The organism is Photobacterium indicum, from assembly GCF_003026215.1.
Classification (GTDB): domain Bacteria; phylum Pseudomonadota; class Gammaproteobacteria; order Enterobacterales; family Vibrionaceae; genus Photobacterium; species Photobacterium indicum.
Window position 1 is genome coordinate 80,850 of sequence record NZ_PYOC01000008.1, and the last position, 21,583, is coordinate 102,432.

At 41.2% G+C, this 21,583-nt stretch carries 19 protein-coding genes; 15 read left to right on the forward strand and 4 right to left on the reverse strand.

Annotated features, from left to right (window positions below; all coding sequences use genetic code 11):
- Positions 1-29 precede the first annotated feature (29 nt).
- From lysS to C9J47_RS19020, 4 genes are all read left to right on the forward strand, one after another.
- Entirely contained in the window at positions 30-1,538 is a 1,509-nt protein-coding gene (gene lysS / locus C9J47_RS19005; RefSeq protein WP_107254904.1) for a lysine--tRNA ligase, read from the forward strand.
- Between the two features lie 536 nt (positions 1,539-2,074).
- A complete protein-coding gene (locus tag C9J47_RS19010) occupies positions 2,075-3,349 on the forward strand; it encodes a dicarboxylate/amino acid:cation symporter (protein WP_107254905.1) in 1,275 nt (424 codons plus the stop codon).
- A gap of 376 nt (positions 3,350-3,725) precedes the next feature.
- The gene (locus C9J47_RS19015) at positions 3,726-5,078 is read left to right on the forward strand and encodes a sigma-54-dependent transcriptional regulator (RefSeq protein ID WP_170107548.1); all 1,353 of its coding nucleotides are present in this window, start codon (positions 3,726-3,728) and stop codon (positions 5,076-5,078) included.
- 495 nt (positions 5,079-5,573) lie between these two features.
- Entirely contained in the window at positions 5,574-5,819 is a 246-nt protein-coding gene (locus C9J47_RS19020; RefSeq protein WP_107254907.1) for a hypothetical protein, read from the forward strand.
- A 285-nt stretch (positions 5,820-6,104) separates the two neighbouring features.
- On the opposite strand, the gene C9J47_RS19025 is transcribed toward C9J47_RS19020, so the two are convergent.
- A complete protein-coding gene (locus C9J47_RS19025) occupies positions 6,105-7,139 on the reverse strand; it encodes an NADP(H)-dependent aldo-keto reductase (RefSeq protein WP_107254908.1) in 1,035 nt (344 codons plus the stop codon).
- A gap of 175 nt (positions 7,140-7,314) precedes the next feature.
- Between C9J47_RS19025 and C9J47_RS19030 the strand changes: the two genes are divergently transcribed.
- Entirely contained in the window at positions 7,315-7,617 is a 303-nt protein-coding gene (locus tag C9J47_RS19030) for a DUF6482 family protein (RefSeq protein WP_107254909.1), read from the forward strand.
- Between the two features lie 56 nt (positions 7,618-7,673).
- Here C9J47_RS19030 and mutH read toward each other — a convergent pair whose 3' ends face one another.
- A complete protein-coding gene (gene mutH / locus C9J47_RS19035; protein WP_107254910.1) occupies positions 7,674-8,342 on the reverse strand; it encodes a DNA mismatch repair endonuclease MutH in 669 nt (222 codons plus the stop codon).
- A gap of 954 nt (positions 8,343-9,296) precedes the next feature.
- Between mutH and rppH the strand changes: the two genes are divergently transcribed.
- From rppH to C9J47_RS19060, 5 genes are all read left to right on the forward strand, one after another.
- Positions 9,297-9,821: an RNA pyrophosphohydrolase gene (rppH, locus tag C9J47_RS19040; protein WP_011217351.1), complete on the forward strand. Its 525-nt coding sequence runs from the start codon at positions 9,297-9,299 to the stop codon at positions 9,819-9,821.
- 43 nt (positions 9,822-9,864) lie between these two features.
- Positions 9,865-12,120: a phosphoenolpyruvate--protein phosphotransferase gene (gene ptsP / locus C9J47_RS19045; protein WP_107254911.1), complete on the forward strand. Its 2,256-nt coding sequence runs from the start codon at positions 9,865-9,867 to the stop codon at positions 12,118-12,120.
- 31 nt (positions 12,121-12,151) lie between these two features.
- Complete coding sequence (locus tag C9J47_RS19050; RefSeq protein WP_107254912.1) at positions 12,152-12,955, forward strand: sulfite exporter TauE/SafE family protein; 804 nt, start codon at positions 12,152-12,154, stop codon at positions 12,953-12,955.
- Between the two features lie 74 nt (positions 12,956-13,029).
- Positions 13,030-13,830, forward strand: coding sequence for a prolipoprotein diacylglyceryl transferase (lgt, locus tag C9J47_RS19055; RefSeq protein WP_107254913.1), 801 nt, complete (start codon positions 13,030-13,032; stop codon positions 13,828-13,830).
- A gap of 159 nt (positions 13,831-13,989) precedes the next feature.
- Complete coding sequence (locus tag C9J47_RS19060; RefSeq protein WP_107254914.1) at positions 13,990-14,841, forward strand: thymidylate synthase; 852 nt, start codon at positions 13,990-13,992, stop codon at positions 14,839-14,841.
- 128 nt (positions 14,842-14,969) lie between these two features.
- Here the strand turns inward: C9J47_RS19060 and C9J47_RS19065 are convergent, their stop codons facing one another.
- Complete coding sequence (locus tag C9J47_RS19065) at positions 14,970-16,112, reverse strand: Na/Pi symporter (protein ID WP_107254915.1); 1,143 nt, start codon at positions 16,110-16,112, stop codon at positions 14,970-14,972.
- Positions 16,113-16,594: 482 nt separating this feature from the next.
- Here C9J47_RS19065 and nhaA point away from each other — a divergent pair, with 482 nt between their 5' ends.
- The 4 genes from nhaA (at position 16,595) to C9J47_RS19085 (ending at position 19,396) form a co-directional block, all read left to right on the forward strand.
- Positions 16,595-17,752 carry a Na+/H+ antiporter NhaA gene (gene nhaA, locus C9J47_RS19070; protein ID WP_107254916.1) on the forward strand — a complete coding sequence of 386 codons (1,158 nt, stop codon included), beginning with the start codon at positions 16,595-16,597 and terminating at the stop codon, positions 17,750-17,752.
- A gap of 1 nt (position 17,753) precedes the next feature.
- Positions 17,754-18,023, forward strand: coding sequence for a hypothetical protein (locus C9J47_RS19075; protein ID WP_011217358.1), 270 nt, complete (start codon positions 17,754-17,756; stop codon positions 18,021-18,023).
- A 94-nt stretch (positions 18,024-18,117) separates the two neighbouring features.
- A complete protein-coding gene (gene nhaR, locus C9J47_RS19080; protein WP_107243845.1) occupies positions 18,118-19,005 on the forward strand; it encodes a transcriptional activator NhaR in 888 nt (295 codons plus the stop codon).
- 97 nt (positions 19,006-19,102) lie between these two features.
- Positions 19,103-19,396 carry an ArsR/SmtB family transcription factor gene (locus C9J47_RS19085; RefSeq protein ID WP_006230668.1) on the forward strand — a complete coding sequence of 98 codons (294 nt, stop codon included), beginning with the start codon at positions 19,103-19,105 and terminating at the stop codon, positions 19,394-19,396.
- A 111-nt stretch (positions 19,397-19,507) separates the two neighbouring features.
- On the opposite strand, the gene rpsT is transcribed toward C9J47_RS19085, so the two are convergent.
- Positions 19,508-19,768 carry a 30S ribosomal protein S20 gene (gene rpsT, locus C9J47_RS19090; RefSeq protein WP_107254917.1) on the reverse strand — a complete coding sequence of 87 codons (261 nt, stop codon included), beginning with the start codon at positions 19,766-19,768 and terminating at the stop codon, positions 19,508-19,510.
- Positions 19,769-19,975: 207 nt separating this feature from the next.
- Between rpsT and murJ the strand changes: the two genes are divergently transcribed.
- Positions 19,976-21,535, forward strand: coding sequence for a murein biosynthesis integral membrane protein MurJ (gene murJ / locus C9J47_RS19095; protein WP_107254918.1), 1,560 nt, complete (start codon positions 19,976-19,978; stop codon positions 21,533-21,535).
- Positions 21,536-21,583 lie beyond the last annotated feature (48 nt).

Here is a 21,583-nt window from a genome sequence, read left to right on the forward strand (position 1 = left end):
AATTGGGTTAATAATTAAAGGTTCCCCCCATGACTGATCAAGTACAAGATGAAAACAAGCTGATTGCTGAGCGCCGTGCAAAGCTAGAAATGATCCGCGAAAACTGTAAAGCAAATGGCCACCCAAATGATTTCCGTCGCGACAGCTTAGCTGCCGATCTACAGGCTACTTTCGGTGAGAAAACGAAACCAGAGCTTGAAGAAGAAGGCCACATCGTTGCTATCGCTGGCCGTGTTATGGCTAAACGTGGTCCATTTTTAGCGATTCAAGATGTATCGGGTCGTATTCAGGCTTATGCTGATAAAACGGTACAAAAAGAATTAAAAGAGAAGTACTCAGGTCTTGATATCGGTGACATCATCGGTGTTAAAGGTCAGCTTCACTTATCAGGTAAAGGCGATCTTTACGTGACGATGGATAACTACGAATTGCTAACTAAAGCACTTCGTCCGTTACCAGAGAAGTTCCACGGTCTTACTGACCAAGAAATGCGTTACCGTCAGCGTTATGTTGATTTGATTGTTAACGAAGATTCTCGTAACACGATGATCATGCGTTCTAAAGTTGTGAGTGCAATTCGTAACTTCATGACTAAGAAAGACTTCATGGAAGTTGAAACACCAATGATGCACGTTATCCCTGGTGGTGCAACGGCACGTCCATTTATTACTCACCACAATGCGCTAGATATCGATATGTATCTACGTGTTGCACCAGAGCTTTACTTGAAGCGTCTAGTGGTTGGTGGTTTTGAGCGTGTATTCGAGATTAACCGTAACTTCCGTAACGAAGGCCTTTCTCCTCGTCATAATCCAGAATTCACCATGATGGAATTCTACATGGCGTACGCAGATTACAATGATCTGATGGATCTGACGGAAGAAATGCTAAGCAGCATTGCAACAGACCTACACGGTTCGCCTAAACTACCATACGGCGATGCAATTGTTGATTTCGGTGGTCCATACCCACGTATCAGCATGCTAGATGCAATCAAGCAATACAACCCAGACAACGCTGAAATTCAAGCGCTTACTTACGAGCAAGTAGCTGATCGCGAACTGATGGCTAACATCGCACGTGGTCTTGATATCTACGTTGAAAAATTCTGGACGTGTGGTCAACTTCTTGAAGAAATCTTTGGTGAGACAGCTGAACCTCAGTTAATGCAACCAACGTTCATTACTGAATACCCAGCAGATATCTCTCCATTGGCGCGTCGTAACGATACAAATGATTTCATTACTGACCGTTTTGAATTCTTCATTGGTGGTCGTGAAGTGGCGAATGGCTTCTCTGAGCTTAACGACGCACAAGACCAAGATCAGCGTTTTAAAGCACAGGTTAATGCTAAAGATGCTGGTGATGATGAAGCAATGTATTACGATGCAGACTACATCACTGCACTAGAGCACGGCTTACCGCCAACAGCTGGTCAGGGCATTGGTATCGACCGTTTAGTAATGTTGTTCACTAACACACATACTATCCGTGACGTAATCTTGTTCCCTGCACTACGTCCACAAAACAAAGCATAATCATTGCTTTAGTTTAGTTACGCTACTTTTCGGCGTAATATGGATAAATAGAAGCCACTCAATGAGTGGCTTTTTTATTATGCGCGTTATGCATTTCATGACTTCAGTTTCTTATCCTTATTGGTATTGCCCGCTTTTAAATATCTGCCTATCTAGTAGTGAATTTAGTTTAGAATTTTAAAAGACAGAAGTTTCCAATAGTGGAATTTTGTATAAATAGCACTCATAAGGAAACTCTCGATGTGATTCAATTCACATAACTCGTCATTCAAAATTTGAGCCCTCTTTTGCTTTGCCTCCATACATTCTGCTATTCACACTGCGTATAAGTTACCGTTTTATATATTATTTAGTTTTTTGTACTGTGATTTGTCCGATCTATTAATGTTGTCTTTTGTCGTTAATTTGTAACTATATTGTAAAATATCTTCTTTTATCCTTTCATCATCTATGTAAAATGTCGCTCAACCCACGAGGAACAGTGGGAACACAATGTAAATCTAATATTACTAAGCACAACCAACTGGAGATGGACGATGAATAAATCGTTATCAGGAAAGATATTTGCGGGCCTATTTATAGGTCTGATTATAGGTACAGCAATACAGTACTTATTTAATGGCGTGACGTTGATGGATACATACGTACTTGGCTTAGCGGAAGGCGCTGGCGGTATGTTCGTTTCACTGATTAAATTACTTGTAGTACCTCTTGTCTACGTATCGATTGTTTGCGGTATCGTTGAATTGAAAGACATCACTGCATTTGGTCGCTTAGGTGGTAAAACCTTTGCTCTATACATTATTAATACCATTATCGCGATTGCAGCAGCATTAACTGTTGGTATGATTTTCCAACCGGGTGCCGGTGCTAATTTAGCGGGTACTGTAGAAAAAACGGTTGAATTAACGACAACAGAAACCCCTGATATTTTCTCTCTAATCGTTAATATTGTACCAAGCAACCCAGTACAAGCTTTTGCTAATGGCGATATGCTACAAATCATCTTCATGGCTATTTTGACGGGACTTGCGATTCAAGCGCTTGATAAGCGTGGCGGTCCTGCAATCAAAACGTTCAAGATGGCAAACGAAATCATGATGAAGCTAGTAGGCTTGGTTATGAGCTTAGCGCCATTCGGTGTATTTGCACTGATGATTCAACTAGGTGCAACATTAGACGGCAATACTTTAATGTCTGTGGCTGGTTATGTTGGTCTAGTCGTTGCGATGTTGGTTTTTTGGATTTTCTTCTTCTATCCAATGATGGTGGGTATTACAACTGGCATTAAGCCGACAACTTTCCTTCGTCATACCCGTGAGCAGATTTTATTCTCGCTATCGACAGCAAGCTCAAATGCAACCATTCCAGTAACTATGCGTACACTGACAGATAAGATTGGCGTCTCGAAGTCAGTCGCTGGTTTTGGTGTGCCATTGGGTGCAACAATGAACATGTCTGGTGTCTCTATTTACATTGCACTGGCAACAATTTTCGTGGCGAACGCATTTGGTCAGCCAATTAATACTGCCGACTTATTTACCTTGGGTTTAACTATCTTGTTGCTATCAATTGGCGCTGGTGGTGTTCCGGGTGGTGGTATTGTGATGGTTGGTGTATTGCTTCACCAACTAGGTTTACCGCCAGAAGGTCTAGCAATTATTGCTGCAGTTGACCGTATTAACGATATGTTCTGTACTAGCTCAAATGTTGTTGGTGATACCGCTGTAAACACGATTGTGGCAAAGAGTGAAAATGAAATTGGCGTACCAGCTGATGACGTTGAAGCGACCCCTGTAACTGTTAGCTAAACAATATGCTGTAAAAAACAAAGCTTAATAAGAAGCGCCGAAAGGCGCTTTTTTTCGTTTTATGATTTTTTACCTACTACAATTCTTTATATTATTAATTTTATTGATGGTAATGATCAGATTTCATTCATCTTAATTAGAATATTTCATTATTGAATTGTTTGCTATTTTTGCCATATTAACCGCATTATCCATGGTGTAGATGCATCTATTGTTAGAAAAAACAGGAGCATACCCCACATTTATAGTAAACAAGTTGCAATGGGTTAATTGTGGCATATATCATCAACCGATATGCCTGCATAGCATTGTTGGTCGTGCATTATATTTGGACGTTATATCACATAGTTATTGTTTATTATCTAAAGGCTTAATGATGAAAAGAGGGGTTAATATGGGAGTAATGCCAGGAGCGCTAGTAGTCTTTGGTGGTAGTTCTCAATCATGGTTGCCCTCTTTAGAGCAAGCAGGCTGGGTATGCCATCGTTGTTATGACCTAAGAGCCGCTGAGTCTTTATTATTGGATATTGGCCCTTGTATTGGTGTTGTCGACCTCAGTAAAGATGACTTCAGCATCAATGGTATAGCGACGCTGGTTAACCGTAATAAACAAGTACGCTGGTTAGCTGTTGTGCGAGAAGAGCAGCTTGCTTCAGACGCCATTTGCCAATTTATTGCTAGCTTCTGTATTGATTACTTCACTTCACCGACGCCTGCTGCTCAGTTACAAGAAACCATTGGTCATCAACTGGGAATGTTACAGTTAGAGCGCAAGGTATGGCCTGATTTAGGGCGATTTGGCCAACAAGGTTTGCAAGGTACAACAGAAGTCATGAAGAGGCTTCGTCATCAAGTACAACGTATTGCAGCAAATGATGTGTCTGTTTTTATTGAAGGTGAAATGGGCACAGGAAAAGAGTTGGTTGCTCGGGCTGTTCATCAAGCATCCACCCGTGCCAATAATGCATTTGTTCGGATTAGCTGTGAAACGGTTACAGCAGATTGGTTCAGTGATAGTAACGATGAACAGCATTGTGATATGAATTCTTCCCCTTGTTGCTTTGCTTTAGCTGATAAAGGCATCTTATATCTCGATGAAATTTCAGCGCTGTCAGATCAGAGACAACAAGAGCTCTTACAGTTTATTCAAGATGACACATTCACGACAACTGCTGGTGAAAAGGTAACGTCAGATATTAGGGTTATTGTTTCAACCAGCTACCCTGTAGAGCAGCTAGTCGCAGAGGGTAAATTAAGGCAAGACCTGCTATATCGTTTAAATGTTGTTACGCTTGTCGTGCCTGCATTGCGGGAGCGAGGCTGCGATATCAGCTTACTTGCAGAGTTTTTATTGCTGAAATTTGCAAGACAATACAATAGCGTTGCAAAGCACTTTTCTGATGAAGCCCAAAAAATGTTAATCACATACCCTTGGCCGGGGAATGTACGAGAATTAATTAGCCAAGTAAAACGTGCTGTACTATTGGCTGAAGATAAAAGTATTGAAGCGGATCATCTTGATATACCGCGGCTAAATGACGATAAGCAAAGCTTAAAAACGATCAGAGAAGAGTCGGAGCGTGGGGCCCTGCTAACGGTATTAGAGAATAATAAAGGTCAAATTTCAGCTGCAGCCCGTGAACTAGGGGTTTCTCGTGCAACTATGTATCGGTTGTTGAATAAACATGATCTAGTGCCTGCTCCACGGAATTTTCGTGATAACCCGTAGTTGAATTTATCGATGCAAAGAAACGCTTATGTAGCGTTTTTTATGACGGCTAATTACGAGGTCATACTCGTGAGTATAAGTTGATAACATACTGGCGACCATGAATTCAATGTGATTGAAAAATGGTCACTCATGCTGTTGGCTCATCGACATTAAGATATTTTACAATATATTTAGAATGTACAAAAAATAGTTATAGCATATAACTTTGTTATGCATTCTAGGTTAAATATACGCTTGTCAAATAATTGTAAATGGTTAAAATTAACACTCATTTCAACACTATAACGTCACTTCAGGAGGTACATATGAACACTATCACTATGATGAATTGTACGCGTCCTGCTGTTGATGCCACTCAGCAATTCACTAAACACTAACAGCATCCGCTGTGTCTATGGGCCGCGGGTATCTGTCGCGGTGAGCAGTTGTAAGCAAATTCTCGTCAGTATGCCTGTATCCCTCCTTTAATATCATTAAATGGAGAGCATTCTTATGCGCCAATCAGTTTATTTGCACCTTGCAGTTTTACTTATTCGTCTAGATATTCATCGTGAGCACGAAGCATTTCGTCGTGAGCGCCGCCGTATTTTAGCGAATTTACCTCACCTATCTCAGCATGTATTAAAAGATATTGGTGTCGAGATAGATGGTCGTATGAAGGTAGGCTTAAGTTCTACTCCAGCACAATGTAAAGTTTATAATCTTAGACGAAGGTTTAAATCTAGACTTATAACGTAATGTTAGCGTCTTATTCTACTTTCCTAAGAATAGGGCGCTGTAACTCAGCCTGCATGTTTACGTTGTTTGGCTTTATCGGAAGGATCAAAACGTGTTAATCGAAAGACATGAGTTGTAACAGTTTACAATGCTTTGCTACGAAAACTGTCTCGAGATAGAAAGGTTAATTCGATAAAGTTACCCGTATCAATATAGCCATGTATCTATGTACCACTATAGCTAGATACATGCTGGTTGAGCTAATGTTATTGGCCCCTGTTTTAACAAGCAGGGGCATTTTTTTGTCTAAGGGCAAGGGTTTGAATAAGTCACACCCACTAATTCAAGATCTTTAAGCACATCATTACTCAGTGTTACACCTAGACTTGAAATATTGGATTCAAGCTGACCGAGGTTGGTGGCACCAATAATATTAGAAGCGACAAACGGACGTTGATTAATAAAAGCGAGTGCCATTTGTGCCGGGTCAAGACCATGTTTATTTGCGATATCAATATAAGCTTGTGTGGCTGCGATACCTTGTGGATTGAAGTAACGAGAGAATCGTTCGAACAGTGTACATCGCGCACCATCAGGGCGTGCTCCGTTCAAATATTTTCCGCTTAACGCACCAAAAGCTAGAGGTGAATAAGCCAGTAACTCAACCCCTTCATGATGACTTATTTCTGATAGCCCAACTTCAAAACTACGATTCAATAAGTTGTACGGATTTTGGATTGAAATAACACGAGGAAGGTTGTGCTTCTCTGCTAATTTCAGAAATGACATTACTCCCCATGGTGTTTCATTCGATAAGCCGATGTGACGAATTTTCCCTGCATTGATTAATTCAGCTAATGCTTCGAGTGTATCGGTGATAGTGACGCCTGTTGCATCTTCACTGTACGTGTAATTCAATTGACCAAAGCAGTTTGTTTCACGCTGTGGCCAGTGTAATTGGTACAAATCGATATAATCTGTTTGTAAGCGGTTTAAACTGGTTTCTACCGCATCGTGGATATGACGACGATCAAGTGCCATATCATCACGAATATAAGGGAGCGATCGAGGTCCTGCGACTTTCGTCGCTAAAATGACTTTATCGCGTTTCCCCGATTTCTTGAGCCAGTTACCAATGTAGGTTTCTGTTAGCCCCTGCGTTTCTTGCTTAGGAGGAACAGGGTACATTTCTGCGGTATCAATAAAATTCACACCATGCTCAAAAGCAAAATCGAGTTGGTCATGAGCTTCTGATTCTGTGTTTTGTTCACCAAAAGTCATTGTTCCTAAACAAATTTTACTGACTTCTAATGATGAATGGGGGATTTTATGGTATTCCATAAGCCTTCCTTGGACTGATGTGCTGTCACTTCAATATATCAAGGCAGTAAGATCATGAAAAGTCAGTTTTTGTTGTTTTTGGCAGATCCTAACTTGCCGACAGTCAGAACATGACACATAGTTATATTGACTGAAATATTAATCAGGCTCTAAAAACGAAGCTTAAGGAAAAGCGATGAAGCTATCTCAACTGAAACATTGGTTAAAGTCGAGCGAAGGTCAAATACCTAAATGTGTATTAACCAGTTACGCTGGGCAACCTGGTTATTTAATGGAAATAGAATACAAGCATCAATTGGTTCCATTAAAAGATGATCAAGATGAAATGCTTCATTTTCAATCAATCGAACATGTTCAAAGCTTGTTACGTCCACTAGGTATTACATCGGTCGTATTGCGTGTTATTGATCCGTACGATGAGTTTTCACCTGACGGTCAGTTATCAACATGCCGTGAAGATATGATTATCTCGCTTTGATTATGTTGACTATATAGATCTGATAGCGCAATGAATATTGGTTTGCTGCTGATGAATTAGAGAATGAAATGACGCGCTAAAATGGCAGCTGTGAAGTGGGTTTTTAAATAAAAGCCACGAGGTAAGGTTTTTATTGGTTGACCATTTTCGCCATATGCTTCTGTTAATGCTCGGCTGTTAGCGGCTTTAGGACGAAGTTGAAGTACCTCGCCATGCCGAGCTGTGATATGTTCCACTCGACCTAATACGATCATATCCATCAACTCTTCCCAATCTTGGCGAAGCTGCTGCTCTTCTTCAATAGATGGACTCCAAAGTAAGGGAGAGCCAACGTGGCGATCAGCGAGCGGAATATCACGTTCACCTTCAACAGGAACCCATAATACTCGAGCCAATTTATGGCGAATATGACTGTTTCCCCAATGTAAACCATGTAAGCCAATCAACGGAGCAACACATACAAATGTGGTTTCAAGTGGCTTTCCGCTGTATCCGATTGGGATGGTTTTTAGCTCAATCCCTAATTCAGGAAAATCAGGAATCGGCTTGCTGCCCGCCACTGCACCAAGATGCCACTCAAGTAATTGACCAATCCAACCTTTATCACGCTTAAGATCGGGGGGGGGAATTATTCCTGCCTGTTCTGCAAGTTCTCCTAATGTCGATCCTGCTAGATCTTGGGCGCGTAATAACAGTTCTGATTCTGATTTAGGTGTTGGTTGCATAACATTTTAATAATGAGTTTTGATGAAAAATCGGATTAATAGCTAGGTCGTTGCCAAAATACCAAAATATACGAATTGGTAAAGTGATGTAAGAATATACCCATGATACTTCAAGATGCAAAGTCAGCAAGGCAAATCGTACCAAGATGCTAGGCATAAAATTGAAGTATAGTTATTCTACATCGAGATTTTATATACACTCATATAGTGAGTGAAAAGTATCTGCTGATTGAAAATAAGTGATTATTCAGAGGAAAATGTAGGATATTCACATGATCTCGTGAGGTGAGTGACGAAACAGTAAGGCTATTAAACAATTATTATCAATTAACTATTTGAATTTATTTGCTTTTATTTTATTTATTATTATTGTCCGCGGTTTGTTTTAGTTACATTCTGTCGACTGAAAGAGAAATGTAATGATCTTTAAGAAAGATATCCACAGGCAAATGGAGCAAATATTTTTATTTTATTGAGACTGTATAAGTAAACAGGTGTTTGTTGGTTATTTAGACGGTTTTTAATTGGTTATTTTAGCTTGTATGCATTTATAGTGTGGATAAAGTTGGAATTGGTGGATCTTTAACCGATCTTGTTTTCCTAGTTATAAAGATCACATGATGAACGTTTTTATTAACACATCTAATTATTTATATTGTTGATAATTAAATGTTTATCTTGTTGGTTTCTATTGTGTAATTATATGCCTATTCTTTAGGTAAGTGATGAAACAAGCGTTTATTAATGCTTCTGCACAAATCTATCCACAGAAAGAGTGAATAAATGTGGTGTAGGTCTCATTAGCCTGTTCATAAAGTACTCACTGTCGAAAAGTTATCCATAAAGTGGGGGCTGAGTAGTAAAAAACGTTCATAAACGGGAATGTTTGTTTACCCTCCCCCTCGATCTGTGAAAAAATCACTGTTAATAGATATTTATACTTGAGGTCGTCCAGTGATAGATGGCGATGGATACCGCCCTAATGTAGGGATAGTTATCTGTAATAGCCATGGCCAAGTATTCTGGGCTCGACGATATGGACAACATTCTTGGCAGTTTCCACAAGGTGGCATCGATGAGGGAGAAACGCCTGAACAAGCGATGTACCGGGAATTGTATGAGGAAGTGGGACTTACCAAGAAAGATGTCAGGATTTTAGCTTCTAGCCGTCATTGGCTACGGTATAAGTTACCGAAGCGTCTTGTAAGGTGGGATTCCAAACCTGTTTGTATCGGGCAAAAACAGAAATGGTTTTTGCTCAGTCTGGAATGCGATGAGTCAAGGGTTAATATGCAGCGCGGTAGTACACCGGAATTTGATGGCTGGCGTTGGGTCAGTTATTGGTATCCGGTGAGACAAGTTGTTTCTTTTAAGCGCGATGTTTACCGTCGAGCGTTAAAAGAGTTTGCCGCAATAGCGATGCCGTTTAAAGAACGGAAAGAAAGAAAATTAAAACGTTACAAAAGCAAACGAGGGTAAATCGGAACCATCCTTAATGGTATAGCAGGTAAGGCTACTAACTATGCTGATACAGCTTAGAGAGATCGTTGAGAAAGTCGCAAGCGCTCAAAGCTTAATTGAAGCGCTTGATCAGCTTGTTATTAATACATGTAAAGCAATGAATACTGAGTGTTGCTCTGTGTATATTGCTGATTATGACAGGCAAGAATATACCTTGATGGCGACTCAGGGGTTAACGAAACCTCATCACCAAGTTGGCTTAGGCTTTAGCGAGGGATTAGTGGGGTTAGTTGGCAGCAGAGCTGAGCCAATAAATGTCGCCGATGCAAGTACCCACCCACATTTTAAGCACCTTCCTGATATCGGAGAAGAGTCATTTGGCTCTTTCTTCGGTACACCGATTATTCATCAGCGTAAGGTTTTGGGCGTGTTGGTTATTCAGCAGCGTCAACGACGTGAATTTGATGAAAGCGAAGAATCTTTTATGGTCACACTGGCTGCACAGCTAGCGGTTGTTTTTGCACATGCAAAAGCCCAAGGTATGTGGCCAGATCAACATGATGGAATGCATTTAGTGGGGGCGCCAGCTTCGCCTGGTGTTGCTGTGGCGACAGCATGGTGGGATGACACCCAACCCTTGTTGGAGCATGTACTCCCTGCATCGTGTTTAGATCGTAATGAAGAACAAGAGCGATTAAGTATTGCTATTGACTTGGCGAGTACAGAGTTCCGCCGCTTAAGAAAACGGTTTGATAGTGAACTACAAAAAGAAACCTTAGCGATTTTTGATTTGTTTAATCACTTATTAAATGATCCTATGCTACGTAAAGATCTGTTTGCCAAGATAGCAAGTGGCGATAAAGCCGAGTGGGCAATCCGGCAGGTAGTTGAAGCGTATTCATCGCGCTTTGCCAACATGAAAGATGAATACTTAAAAGAGCGAGCTCAAGATATTCGCGAGTTAGGTCAGCGACTATTATTTTTTCTCCACAATGAAGAATCAACCGAGTATCAATGGGATAAACCCGTCGTTCTATTAACGAGAGAATTAACGGCGGCAATGTTAGCAGCGATTCCGCCTGGTATGTTAGCTGGCGTCGTTGCACAGGAAGGCGCATCAAACTCCCATGCCGCTATTTTATCTCGCGCCTTGGGCATTCCTGCGATTATGGGGGTCGACTTTATTCCAGAAAAGGTACATCAGTGTGAAGTGATCGTTGATGGCTATAGCGGCGACCTTCTTATTAATCCTAACGTACATGTATTGGCTGAATATCGACGTCTACTTGATGAAGAAAATGAGCTCACTAAGACCGTTGAGGGAGAGCTAGGCAAAGCGTCATACACGAAAGATAATGAGCGAATCTACATTCATTTGAATGCAGGCTTGAGTGCCGATACCAATATTGCCGTCAATCGAGGAGTGGATGGTGTTGGCTTATACCGAACGGAAGTCCCTTTTCTACTGCAACGAAGCTTCCCATCAGAAGAAGAACAAACAGCGCAATATCATTCTATTTTAGCCACGTATCCTGATAAATCTGTCGTCATGCGTACACTGGATATTGGTGGTGATAAGCCGTTACCTTATCTGACGATTGAAGAAGATAATCCTTTTCTGGGATGGCGAGGAATTCGCTTCACATTGGATCATCCTGAAATCTTTCTTATTCAAGTACGTGCCATGTTAAAAGCCAGTATTGGTTTGAATAACATGGATATATTGTTGCCGATGATTTCTGGGATTGCCGAGTTAGACGATGCGAAAGTGCTGATTGATCGTGCATTTGATGAAGTGTCTCTGCAAGCGAAAGAGCAAGGGTTTGAACTACAACGACCACGCATTGGTATCATGATTGAAGTGCCTTCTATTTTGTATCAATTACCGATACTGAAAGGGCGAGTCGACTTTATTTCGGTCGGCAGTAACGATCTAACACAATATTTATTAGCCGTTGATCGGAACAATGCACGGGTTGCGAATGTCTATGATGCATTACACCCTGCAGTTTTAAATGCGTTAAAGCATATTATTGATGCGGGAAAGCAAATGGATATTCCTGTTTGCTTATGTGGAGAACTGGCTGGTGACCCTGTGGGGGCATTGTTGCTGGTAGGGATGGGATACCGTTCATTGAGTATGAATACCCGCAATGTAGCGAAAATAAAGTACATATTACGTCATATAACAGTACAAGAAATGGAGTCGTTAGCGAAGTTTGCTTTAGGCTCTGCGTTATCTGTTGATGTACGAACGATGACAACAAAATTTGTTGAAGATCGTGGATTAGGTGGCTTTATCCGTGCGGGTAAATAATAAGCGTGCTAGGCATAAAAGAGGTTACTAGATGTTAGAAGGCACGTTATGGTTATTTGCCATGTGTTTGTTGTTGGGGTCTGTTGTTGGGCTGTTTGCGGGCTTATTAGGTATTGGTGGGGGATTGCTAGTTGTGCCTGCATTAGTTTGGCTATTGCCGCTTGCGGGTATAGACAACAGTTTAGTGATGCATATGGCACTGGCAACCTCATTAGCCAGCATTGTTTTGACGTCTGGCGCTTCAGCGCGTAATCACATTAAACGGGGTAATATTGATTTTTCAATCGTAAAATCAATGGCTCCGGGGATTGTGCTTGGTGGGTTAGGTGGAAGCGTTATTGCTGAAATGGTGCCGACCGAGTTATTACCCAAAATTTTTGCCACTATCGTTTTATTGCTAGCGCTACAAATGTTGCTATCAATGCGAATGACAAACCAGCGTCCTATTCCTAGCTCTGTTGCTTGTGCTTGTAGTGGTGGGGTGATTGGGGTAATTTCAAGTCTTGCTGGTATTGGGGGCGGTTCGTTAACGGTGCCATACTTAAATTGGCACGGTGTTGAGATGCGACGAGCAATAGGGTGTGCATCGTTATCAGGTGCCATTATTGCGGTTGCTGGAATGGTTGGCTTTATTTTTTCAGGCTTGAATGAAGCAGCTTTGCCACCTATGAGTATTGGTTATGTCTATCTACCGGCATTGGTTGGTATTGTATCGACCTCTGTGATTACCACTCGCTATGGCGCTGCATTAGTCAGTCGCTTACCAACAATGACATTAAAGAAAATATTTGCCGTTTTTCTGTTATTTATTGGCAGTAAAATGTTTTTGGGATAAATGGAAAGAACGAGAAACACGCGTTTTAACCTGTCTTCCTATTTAGATTGTTACCCTTTGAAGAGATTATTTTAATGAGCCAAGGCTTTTTAACCTTTCCGACAATTGATCCAGTTTTAATCCAACTTGGTCCTCTGGCGATTCGCTGGTATGGCTTGATGTATTTAGTGGGCTTCCTTTTTGCCATGTGGTTAGCGAACCGCCGAGCAGACAAACCAAACAGTGGATGGACTCGCGATCAAGTGAGTGACTTGTTATTCGCGGGCTTTCTAGGTGTAGTGCTAGGTGGTCGTATTGGCTATGTGCTGTTTTATAACTTTGGACTATTCCTCGATAATCCATTGTATTTATTCCAAGTATGGACTGGCGGTATGTCGTTCCATGGTGGTTTACTTGGTGTAATGACTGCGATGCTTTGGTATGGCCATCGTAATAAACGCACTTTCTTTTCTGTTGCCGACTTTATTGCACCGCTTGTACCATTTGGTTTAGGTATGGGGCGCTTAGGTAACTTTATGAATGGTGAATTGTGGGGACGAGTAACCGATGTGCCATGGGCAATGATATTCCCTACTGGTGGTCCTTTTCCTCGTCACCCATCGCAACTCTATGAAGCATTCCTTGAAGGGTTCGTGCTACTTATTATCTTAAATATTTTCATTCGTAAGCCACGCCCAGCAGGGGCAGTATCGGGCCTATTCCTAATTGGTTACGGTAGTTTCCGCTTTATTATTGAATACTTCCGTGAACCCGATGCTCAGTTAGGTTTGTTTGGTGATTGGATTAGTATGGGGCAAATATTATCTTCACCAATGATTGTTTTTGGTGCATTACTGATGCTATGGGCCTACAAGGCACAGCCTAAAACGGCATAAACGGCGCCCGTTTTAATACATACAAACAAAGGCTGCATCTTACGGTGCTGCCTTTTTTTTGATTTCACTCCCTGTCGCGCGTAATGGGTAACTGGTAAACTTCTTACTATCGAACACAAGAGCACTTGTGAATGAAGCGGGCTAATAGCGAGTAAAACGATGAAACAGTATTTAGAACTCTGTCAGCGTATTGTTGACGACGGCGTTTGGATTGAAAATAAACGCACCAATAAGCGGTGCCTTACCGTTGTTAATGCCGATTTAACGTTTGATGTGGCTAATAATCAGTTTCCGCTTATAACCACTCGTAAAAGCTTCTGGAAATCCGCTATTGCTGAGTTGCTTGGTTATATCCGTGGTTATGACAATGCCGCTGATTTTCGTGCCTTGGGAACAAAAACGTGGGACATGAATGCGAATGATAATTTGGCTTGGCTGAATAATCCGCACCGTAAAGGTGAAGATGACATGGGGCGGGTGTACGGCGTTCAAGGCCGTAGTTGGCAGAAACCAGATGGTAGTACCATCGATCAGTTGCGAAAAATTGTTGATAACCTGTCTGAAGGTATTGATGACCGTGGTGAAATCCTGACGTTTTATAATCCAGGTGAGTTTGATATGGGGTGTTTGCGTCCTTGTATGCATACACACACATTTTCATTGCTTGGTGACACCTTACACCTAACAAGCTACCAGCGTTCATGTGACGTGCCACTAGGGCTCAATTTTAACCAAGTTCAGGTCTATACACTGCTGGCACTAATGGCTCAGATTACTGGCAAGAAGCCTGGTCAGGCTTATCACAAGATTATTAATGCACATATCTATGAAGATCAGTTGCCTTTGCTGCGTGATGTGCAATTAACGCGTACCCCTTTTGCTTCACCTAAACTTATCATCAACCCAAAGATTAAAAGCCTTGAAGATTTGGAAACTTGGGTAACAATGGATGATTTCGAAGTGATTGGCTACGAGCACCATGAAGCGATAAAGTATCCATTTTCGGTTTAAAAGTGTAAGCGTATTCTTCACGATAAATCGGAATGTAAAGATCAGCAAAAAGCCCCGCATTGATAACCAATGCGGGGCTTTTTTTACGTTGGTATTATCAAATAAACGATATACCAGAACATAAGCTATTAGGCGGTAAACGCTAAGATAGAACCAGGAAGAACCAAGAAGATAAAGGCAATATAACCAGCCACTGCCGCTTTACTCTTTGTTGCTAATTCACCTAAGAAGAATGCACCTTTCAATGGTAATTCTCGTAGCATCGGAATACCGAAGATAACAATTGTCGCCAGTAGATTAAAGACTAAGTGTACAAGTGCAATCTGTAGAGCAAATACCGCGTACTCACCAGAGATTGCCGTTGCAGCCAGTAGTGCTGTAATACATGTGCCGATGTTAGCACCTAACGTAAACGGGTAAACATCACGCACTTTTAATACGCCAGTGCCTACTAGTGGTACCATCAAACTTGTCGTGGTTGAAGATGATTGAACAAGGATGGTGACAACGGTACCAGAAGCAATACCGTGTAGAGGACCGCGACCAATGGCACTTTTTAGAATATCACGCGCACGCCCAACCATTAGGCTACGCATTAACTTGCCCATTGTGGTGATAGCCATAAAAATTAAAGTAATACCGATGAAGATAAGAGCAATACCACCGACGTTACCAAATGTTTCTAGTGGCCCTTTTACAATGTCGACTGCTGGTTGAGTTAATGGCTTCATAAAATTCAAGCCTTTCATGCTCATGTCGCCAGCCTCCAACATTGGCGATACCAACCACTGAGAGATTTTATCCAGTAAACCAAACATCATTTCTAAAGGAAGAAAAATAGCAACGGCAAGTAAGTTAAAGATGTCATGTACGGTTGCACTCGCAAATGCACGACGGAATTCTTCTTTACAACGCGCATGACCAAGACTAACGATTGTATTGGTTAGTGTTGTACCGATATTTGCACCCATCACCATTGGAATGGCAGTCTCTACGGGGAGTCCGCCTGCAACTAAGCCAACAATAATTGAAGTTACTGTACTTGAAGATTGAATAAGAGCTGTTGCAATCAAGCCAATCATTAGGCCTGCTACAGGGTGCGATGCAAATTCAAATAGCGTTTTAGCTTGTTCACCGACCGACCATTTAAAGCCGCTGCTCACCATTGATACGGCAACAAGTAAAACGTAAAGCATGAACGCTAGGTTTGCCCAGCGGACCCAACGCATAGAGCTGCTTGTTGTTTCAGCAGTAGTGGCTTGGGTATTCATAATCATATCTCCATGACAGTAGTATGTCGTTTGGGTTTCATTTTGTTGAAATCTGAGGCGATGGTAATTCTGTAATATTTCAGAAATATGACACTGACTGTCATAAAGCGATTTTGTGCTTAATTTGTGAAGGGGATTGGGTGGTGAAAATTTAGCTTTTAATTTAAATTGTAACTTAAGCTGTTGTTTTGTTTCTTTTTATTTCTGTTTGTATCGTTTTTTTTAATTTAAGTTTACTATGCTAAAAATACTGAAAAAAATAGTGATAATTTTCATTTTCATGGCGATTATCCAGTGTTTTATATGACAGTGAACATCACTATTTATTCAATTGTGCGGATATTTCTCGGTTAAATCGTTAATTGCTCGGTTTTGCCGAGCAATTAACGCTGAACAAACGATTTCACAGATAGTAAGTGTGACAGCTACACTAAATTTACAAATCGTAATATTTTTTGTTTTGTTTTAAGGAGTCACGGTCAATGACCGATGCTATACGTAAGTTTTTAAAATTAGAGTCTGCGGGCGGTATCATTCTCATTATTGCCGCAGCAGTAGCAATGGTTATTGCAAACTCCCCATTACAATCTCTATACAGCGGTACATTGAGTTCATATATCGCGGGTTTATCTGTTGAGCATTGGATTAATGATGGCCTGATGGCTATTTTCTTCATGTTAATTGGACTTGAAGTAAAAAGAGAGTTGATTGAAGGTGCGCTAAATACAAAAGAGAAAGCTATTTTCCCTGCTATTGCTGCAGTGGGGGGCATGGTTGCGCCAGCATTAGTTTATGTAGCGTTTAACTTTGCAGATCCTATTGCGCTTCAAGGTTGGGCTATTCCTGCTGCAACCGATATTGCTTTTGCATTGGGTGTAATGGCGTTACTGGGTAATCGTGTACCTGTTAGCTTGAAAGTATTTTTATTAGCGCTGGCTATTATCGATGACCTGGGCGTTATTGTGATTATTGCTCTGTTTTACAGCAGTGATTTATCAACATTGGCACTTGCCGTTGCATTTGCTGCAACTGCAACGTTGTTCGCGATGAATGCGAAGAATGTTACCAAGACGTCTCTGTACTTAATTGTGGGGGCAATACTGTGGTTTAGTGTGTTGAAGTCAGGCATACACGCAACACTGGCGGGTGTAGTACTTGGTTTTGCTATTCCACTAACCGGTAAAGACGGGCGTTCTGATAAGCATTCACCTCTGAAGCACCTAGAGCATGTTTTGCATCCTTATGTCGCTTTCTTAATTCTACCGTTATTTGCATTTGCGAATGCTGGCATCTCTTTAGATGGCGTATCGCTAGAAAGTGTTACAGGCATGCTGCCGTTAGGTATTGCTGCTGGACTATTCCTTGGTAAGCCATTGGGTATTTTCACAGCAAGCTATATCGCAGTTAAAATGGGGTTAGCCACATTACCTGATGGTATTAATCTGAAGCATATCTTTGCTGTATCAGTGTTGTGTGGTATCGGCTTTACGATGTCGATCTTTATATCGTCATTGGCATTTGTAGGTGCCCCTGCTGATTTCAATACCTATTCACGTCTAGGTATATTAATGGGTTCAACAGTTGCTGCTGTTGTGGGTTACTTCTTATTGAGTCGGACTTTGCCTAAAACGGAGGCATAAAATGAAACGTTATCTTCTAAGCGTTGTAATTCTAGCTTCATCATCAGCCTTTGCTGGTTCTGATTATGACGGCTGTATTGATAATATTCAGACTGAAATCTGTCAGGCTTACTTTGCAGGTATTAGTCATGGTAAAGAGAATGTAGATATAGCTGAAGTGGGTGAACTGGAAGATTCCTTTCGCTCTCGTGCATTAGAACAACGTGTAGGAGAGCGTTACCGTAAAACAGTACAAACAGAAAAGAAAAACGTTCAGGTGAGTAATTTGTAACGAATTTTCTGATTGAATTGTAATAAATATTGAAGCCCCAAGATGTGCAGCGTAAGCTGAGTATCTGGGGTTTTTTTTATTTATGAGTAGCAGGATGTCTCATCTCAATTATAACCATCTGTATTACTTCTGGATGGTATGCAAACAGGGCTCTGTTACCAAAGCGGCAGATGCCTTATTTCTAGCACCTCAAACGGTGACAGGGCAGATAAGAGCGTTAGAAGAACGCTTAAAAGGCAAACTAACCAAGCGTGTTGGCCGTAATATTGAACCGACAGAATTGGGGCAGCTTGTTTTTAAATATGCCGATAAAATGTTTGATTTGAGCTACGAAATGCTCGATATCGTTAACTACACTCAGCGAGAGAATCTATTACTCGAAGTTGGGGTTGCTGATGCTTTATCAAAACGGTTAGTCAGTAAAGTATTGCTGGAAGGCGTACCTGATGATGAACGAATCCAATTACGTTGTTATGAATCCACCCATGAAATGCTCCTAGAACAGTTGTCACAGCATAAACTGGATATGATCCTATCTGACTGCCCTGTAGATTCAGGAAAGAGCCCAGGGCTTTACAGTAAGAAATTAGGGGAGTCGAGTATGAGCTTCTTCTGTTCTGTTCCAGCTAAACCTGTCGATTTCCCTGCCTGTATTGAAGATTATAAACTTTTGGTTCCAGGTCGTCGAACTGCCATGGGGAGAAAATTACATCAATGGTTTGATCAGCAGGGCATAACTCCTAATATACTGGGTGAGTTTGATGATGCCGCATTAATGAAAGCCTTTGGTTCATATCACCGCTCAATGTTTGTCGCACCATCGATTTATGCAGAAGAAATTGAAGAGTCGAATACCATTCGCGAATTGAAGCGAGTGAAAGACATAAAAGAAGAATATTACGTAATTTTTGCTGAACGAATGATTATGCATCCAGCAGTTAAAAAAATATGCGAAGCAGATTTTAGTAAATTGTTTAAATAACGTTACGCAAAGTAATGTCTTTTATGGGTGTGAAACTAGTAAACCCTATAAAAGTTAAGTATATTAGCAATAACTTAAATTAATTGGCGGTTAGAGTATGGATCTGCAACAGATGGAGCAAAATGCGCCCAAAGCTGTAGTGTTGCTGAAAGCCATGGCCAATGAGCGACGTTTATTTATTCTTTGTTATTTACTAGAAGAAGAAATGTCGGTAGGGATGATGAGTGAGAAACTTGGCTTGAGCCAGTCTGCATTATCTCAACATTTGGCATGGTTAAGGCGCGATGGGTTAGTTGATACACGTAAAGAAGCGCAAACGGTGTACTATCGTTTAAAAAGTGACGAAGTTAGAGCGATGATAAAGCTTTTACATGGTATGTATTGTGGCTAATCAGTAAGCAAACCCATGTTATTCATTATGTAAATTAATAATTATTTTTCAATAGATAAAAAAAAACCGGCATAAGCCGGTTTTTTTTATGCTAATTCGCAACTCTTTAAATTAAAGAGCTTTGATTTTAGCAGTTAGACGTGCTTTTTGACGTGCAGCTTTGTTCTTGTGGATCAGGCCTTTAGTAGCCATGCGATCTAGAACAGGTTGCATTTCAGCGAATGCTTTAGTTGCATTCTCTTTTTCGCCAGCTTCAATAGCAGTAATAACTTTTTTGAAGAAAGTGCGCATCATAGAACGACGGCTAGCGTTATGCTGACGACGTTTTTCTGAAGTAATAGCACGTTTCTTAGCAGATTTGATATTCGCCAAGGGTGTAACTCCCAAATCTTGGTACGGTGACAATTTTAGGGCGAGGACTATGCCTGCTTAACCAAAACTTGTCAAATGATTTGTGTGAATATCCGCCAAGCCAATCTAGTTGGCACTTGCGGAATAACACGGTTAATATGGCGGCAGATTTTACCAGCATTTGGTCTGGAAGTAACCTTTCTGAGCCATCTTTATGAGGTTTTTTTTGTGAGTAAGCGTCTTTTACGCTCTGGACTGATAGTTAGCGCCATGACTTTGATCTCCCGAGTGCTCGGTTTAGTGCGAGATGTTGTCGTGGCAAACCTTATGGGAGCAGGGGCTGCGGCCGATGTATTCTTCTTTGCCAACAAGATTCCTAACTTTTTACGTCGCCTTTTTGCCGAAGGTGCTTTTTCTCAAGCTTTTGTTCCGGTATTGACTGAATATCACTCATCTGGTGATCTTGACAAGACTCGGCAGCTGATTGCTAAAGCGTCAGGCACACTTGGCGTTATCGTTACCCTTGTCACTTTAGTGGGTGTTTTATGTTCAGGGGCCGTAACGGCCATGTTTGGCGCTGGATGGTTCATTGATTGGTTGAATGGCGGACCTGATGCTGGAAAGTTTGAATTAGCCAGCCTGTTACTGAAGATCACTTTTCCTTATTTGTGGTTTATTACTTTTGTTGCGTTATCTGGGGCAATTCTTAATACCATTGGAAAATTTGCTGTTTCTTCTTTTACGCCTGTATTTTTGAATATCGCTATCATTGGCTGTGCTTGGTTGATCTCTCCGAATTTAGAGCAACCAGAAATTGGTTTAGCCATCGGTGTGTTCCTGGGTGGTTTTATACAGTTTGTTTTTCAGTTGCCCTTTTTGGCAAAAGCGGGATTGTTAGTAAGACCACAATGGGGCTGGAATGATCCGGGCGTAACAAAAATCCGAAAATTGATGTTGCCAGCTATTTTTGGAGTGTCTGTTAGTCAGATAAACTTACTGCTTGATACATTTATTGCCAGTTTCCTTATGACAGGATCCATTAGCTGGCTGTATTACTCTGACCGTTTATTAGAATTTCCATTAGGATTATTTGGTATTGCCATTGCCACGGTTATTCTTCCGGCGTTATCAAGAAAACATGCAGACCAACAAGGCAAGCAGTTTGCGGAAACCATGGATTGGGGAGTACGCATGGTATTGCTTCTGGGCATTCCTGCCATGCTGGGGATGCTAGTGCTTGCAAAACCGATGTTGATGGTATTGTTTATGCGTGGTGAGTTCTCGCTGTATGATGTTAATCAAGCTGCGATGTCTTTGTGGGCTTTATCTGCTGGCCTACTGAATTTTATGTTGATTAAAATTTTCGCCCCTGGTTATTACGCCCGCCAAGATACGAAAACACCTGTACGTTATGGCATTATTGCTATGGTATCGAATATGTTTTTCAATGCTATTTTTGCATATTTCTTTAGCTATGTTGGCTTGGCGATGGCAACCGCTTTATCTGCTTTGATTAACGCAGGGCTGCTATATCGAGGCTTACACATTGCCAATGTTTACCGCATCACGAAAAAGACCTTATTCTTCGTGTTAAGACTTGTGATTGCTGGCGCAGCTATGGTCGCTTCTCTATTGTGGTTAATGCCGAATATCGATTTATGGAGCGAATGGTCAACACTTAATCGTGCTACATGGTTAGGGGGGTTGATTGCAGTTGGTGCATTTGTGTATCTTATTTCTGTGATGATTTTAGGCATTCGACCTCATCATCTTCGTACTGATAGCTGATAGACTGCCTTTAGTAGTATATAATCCGTCAGTTTTTCACATTGCGAA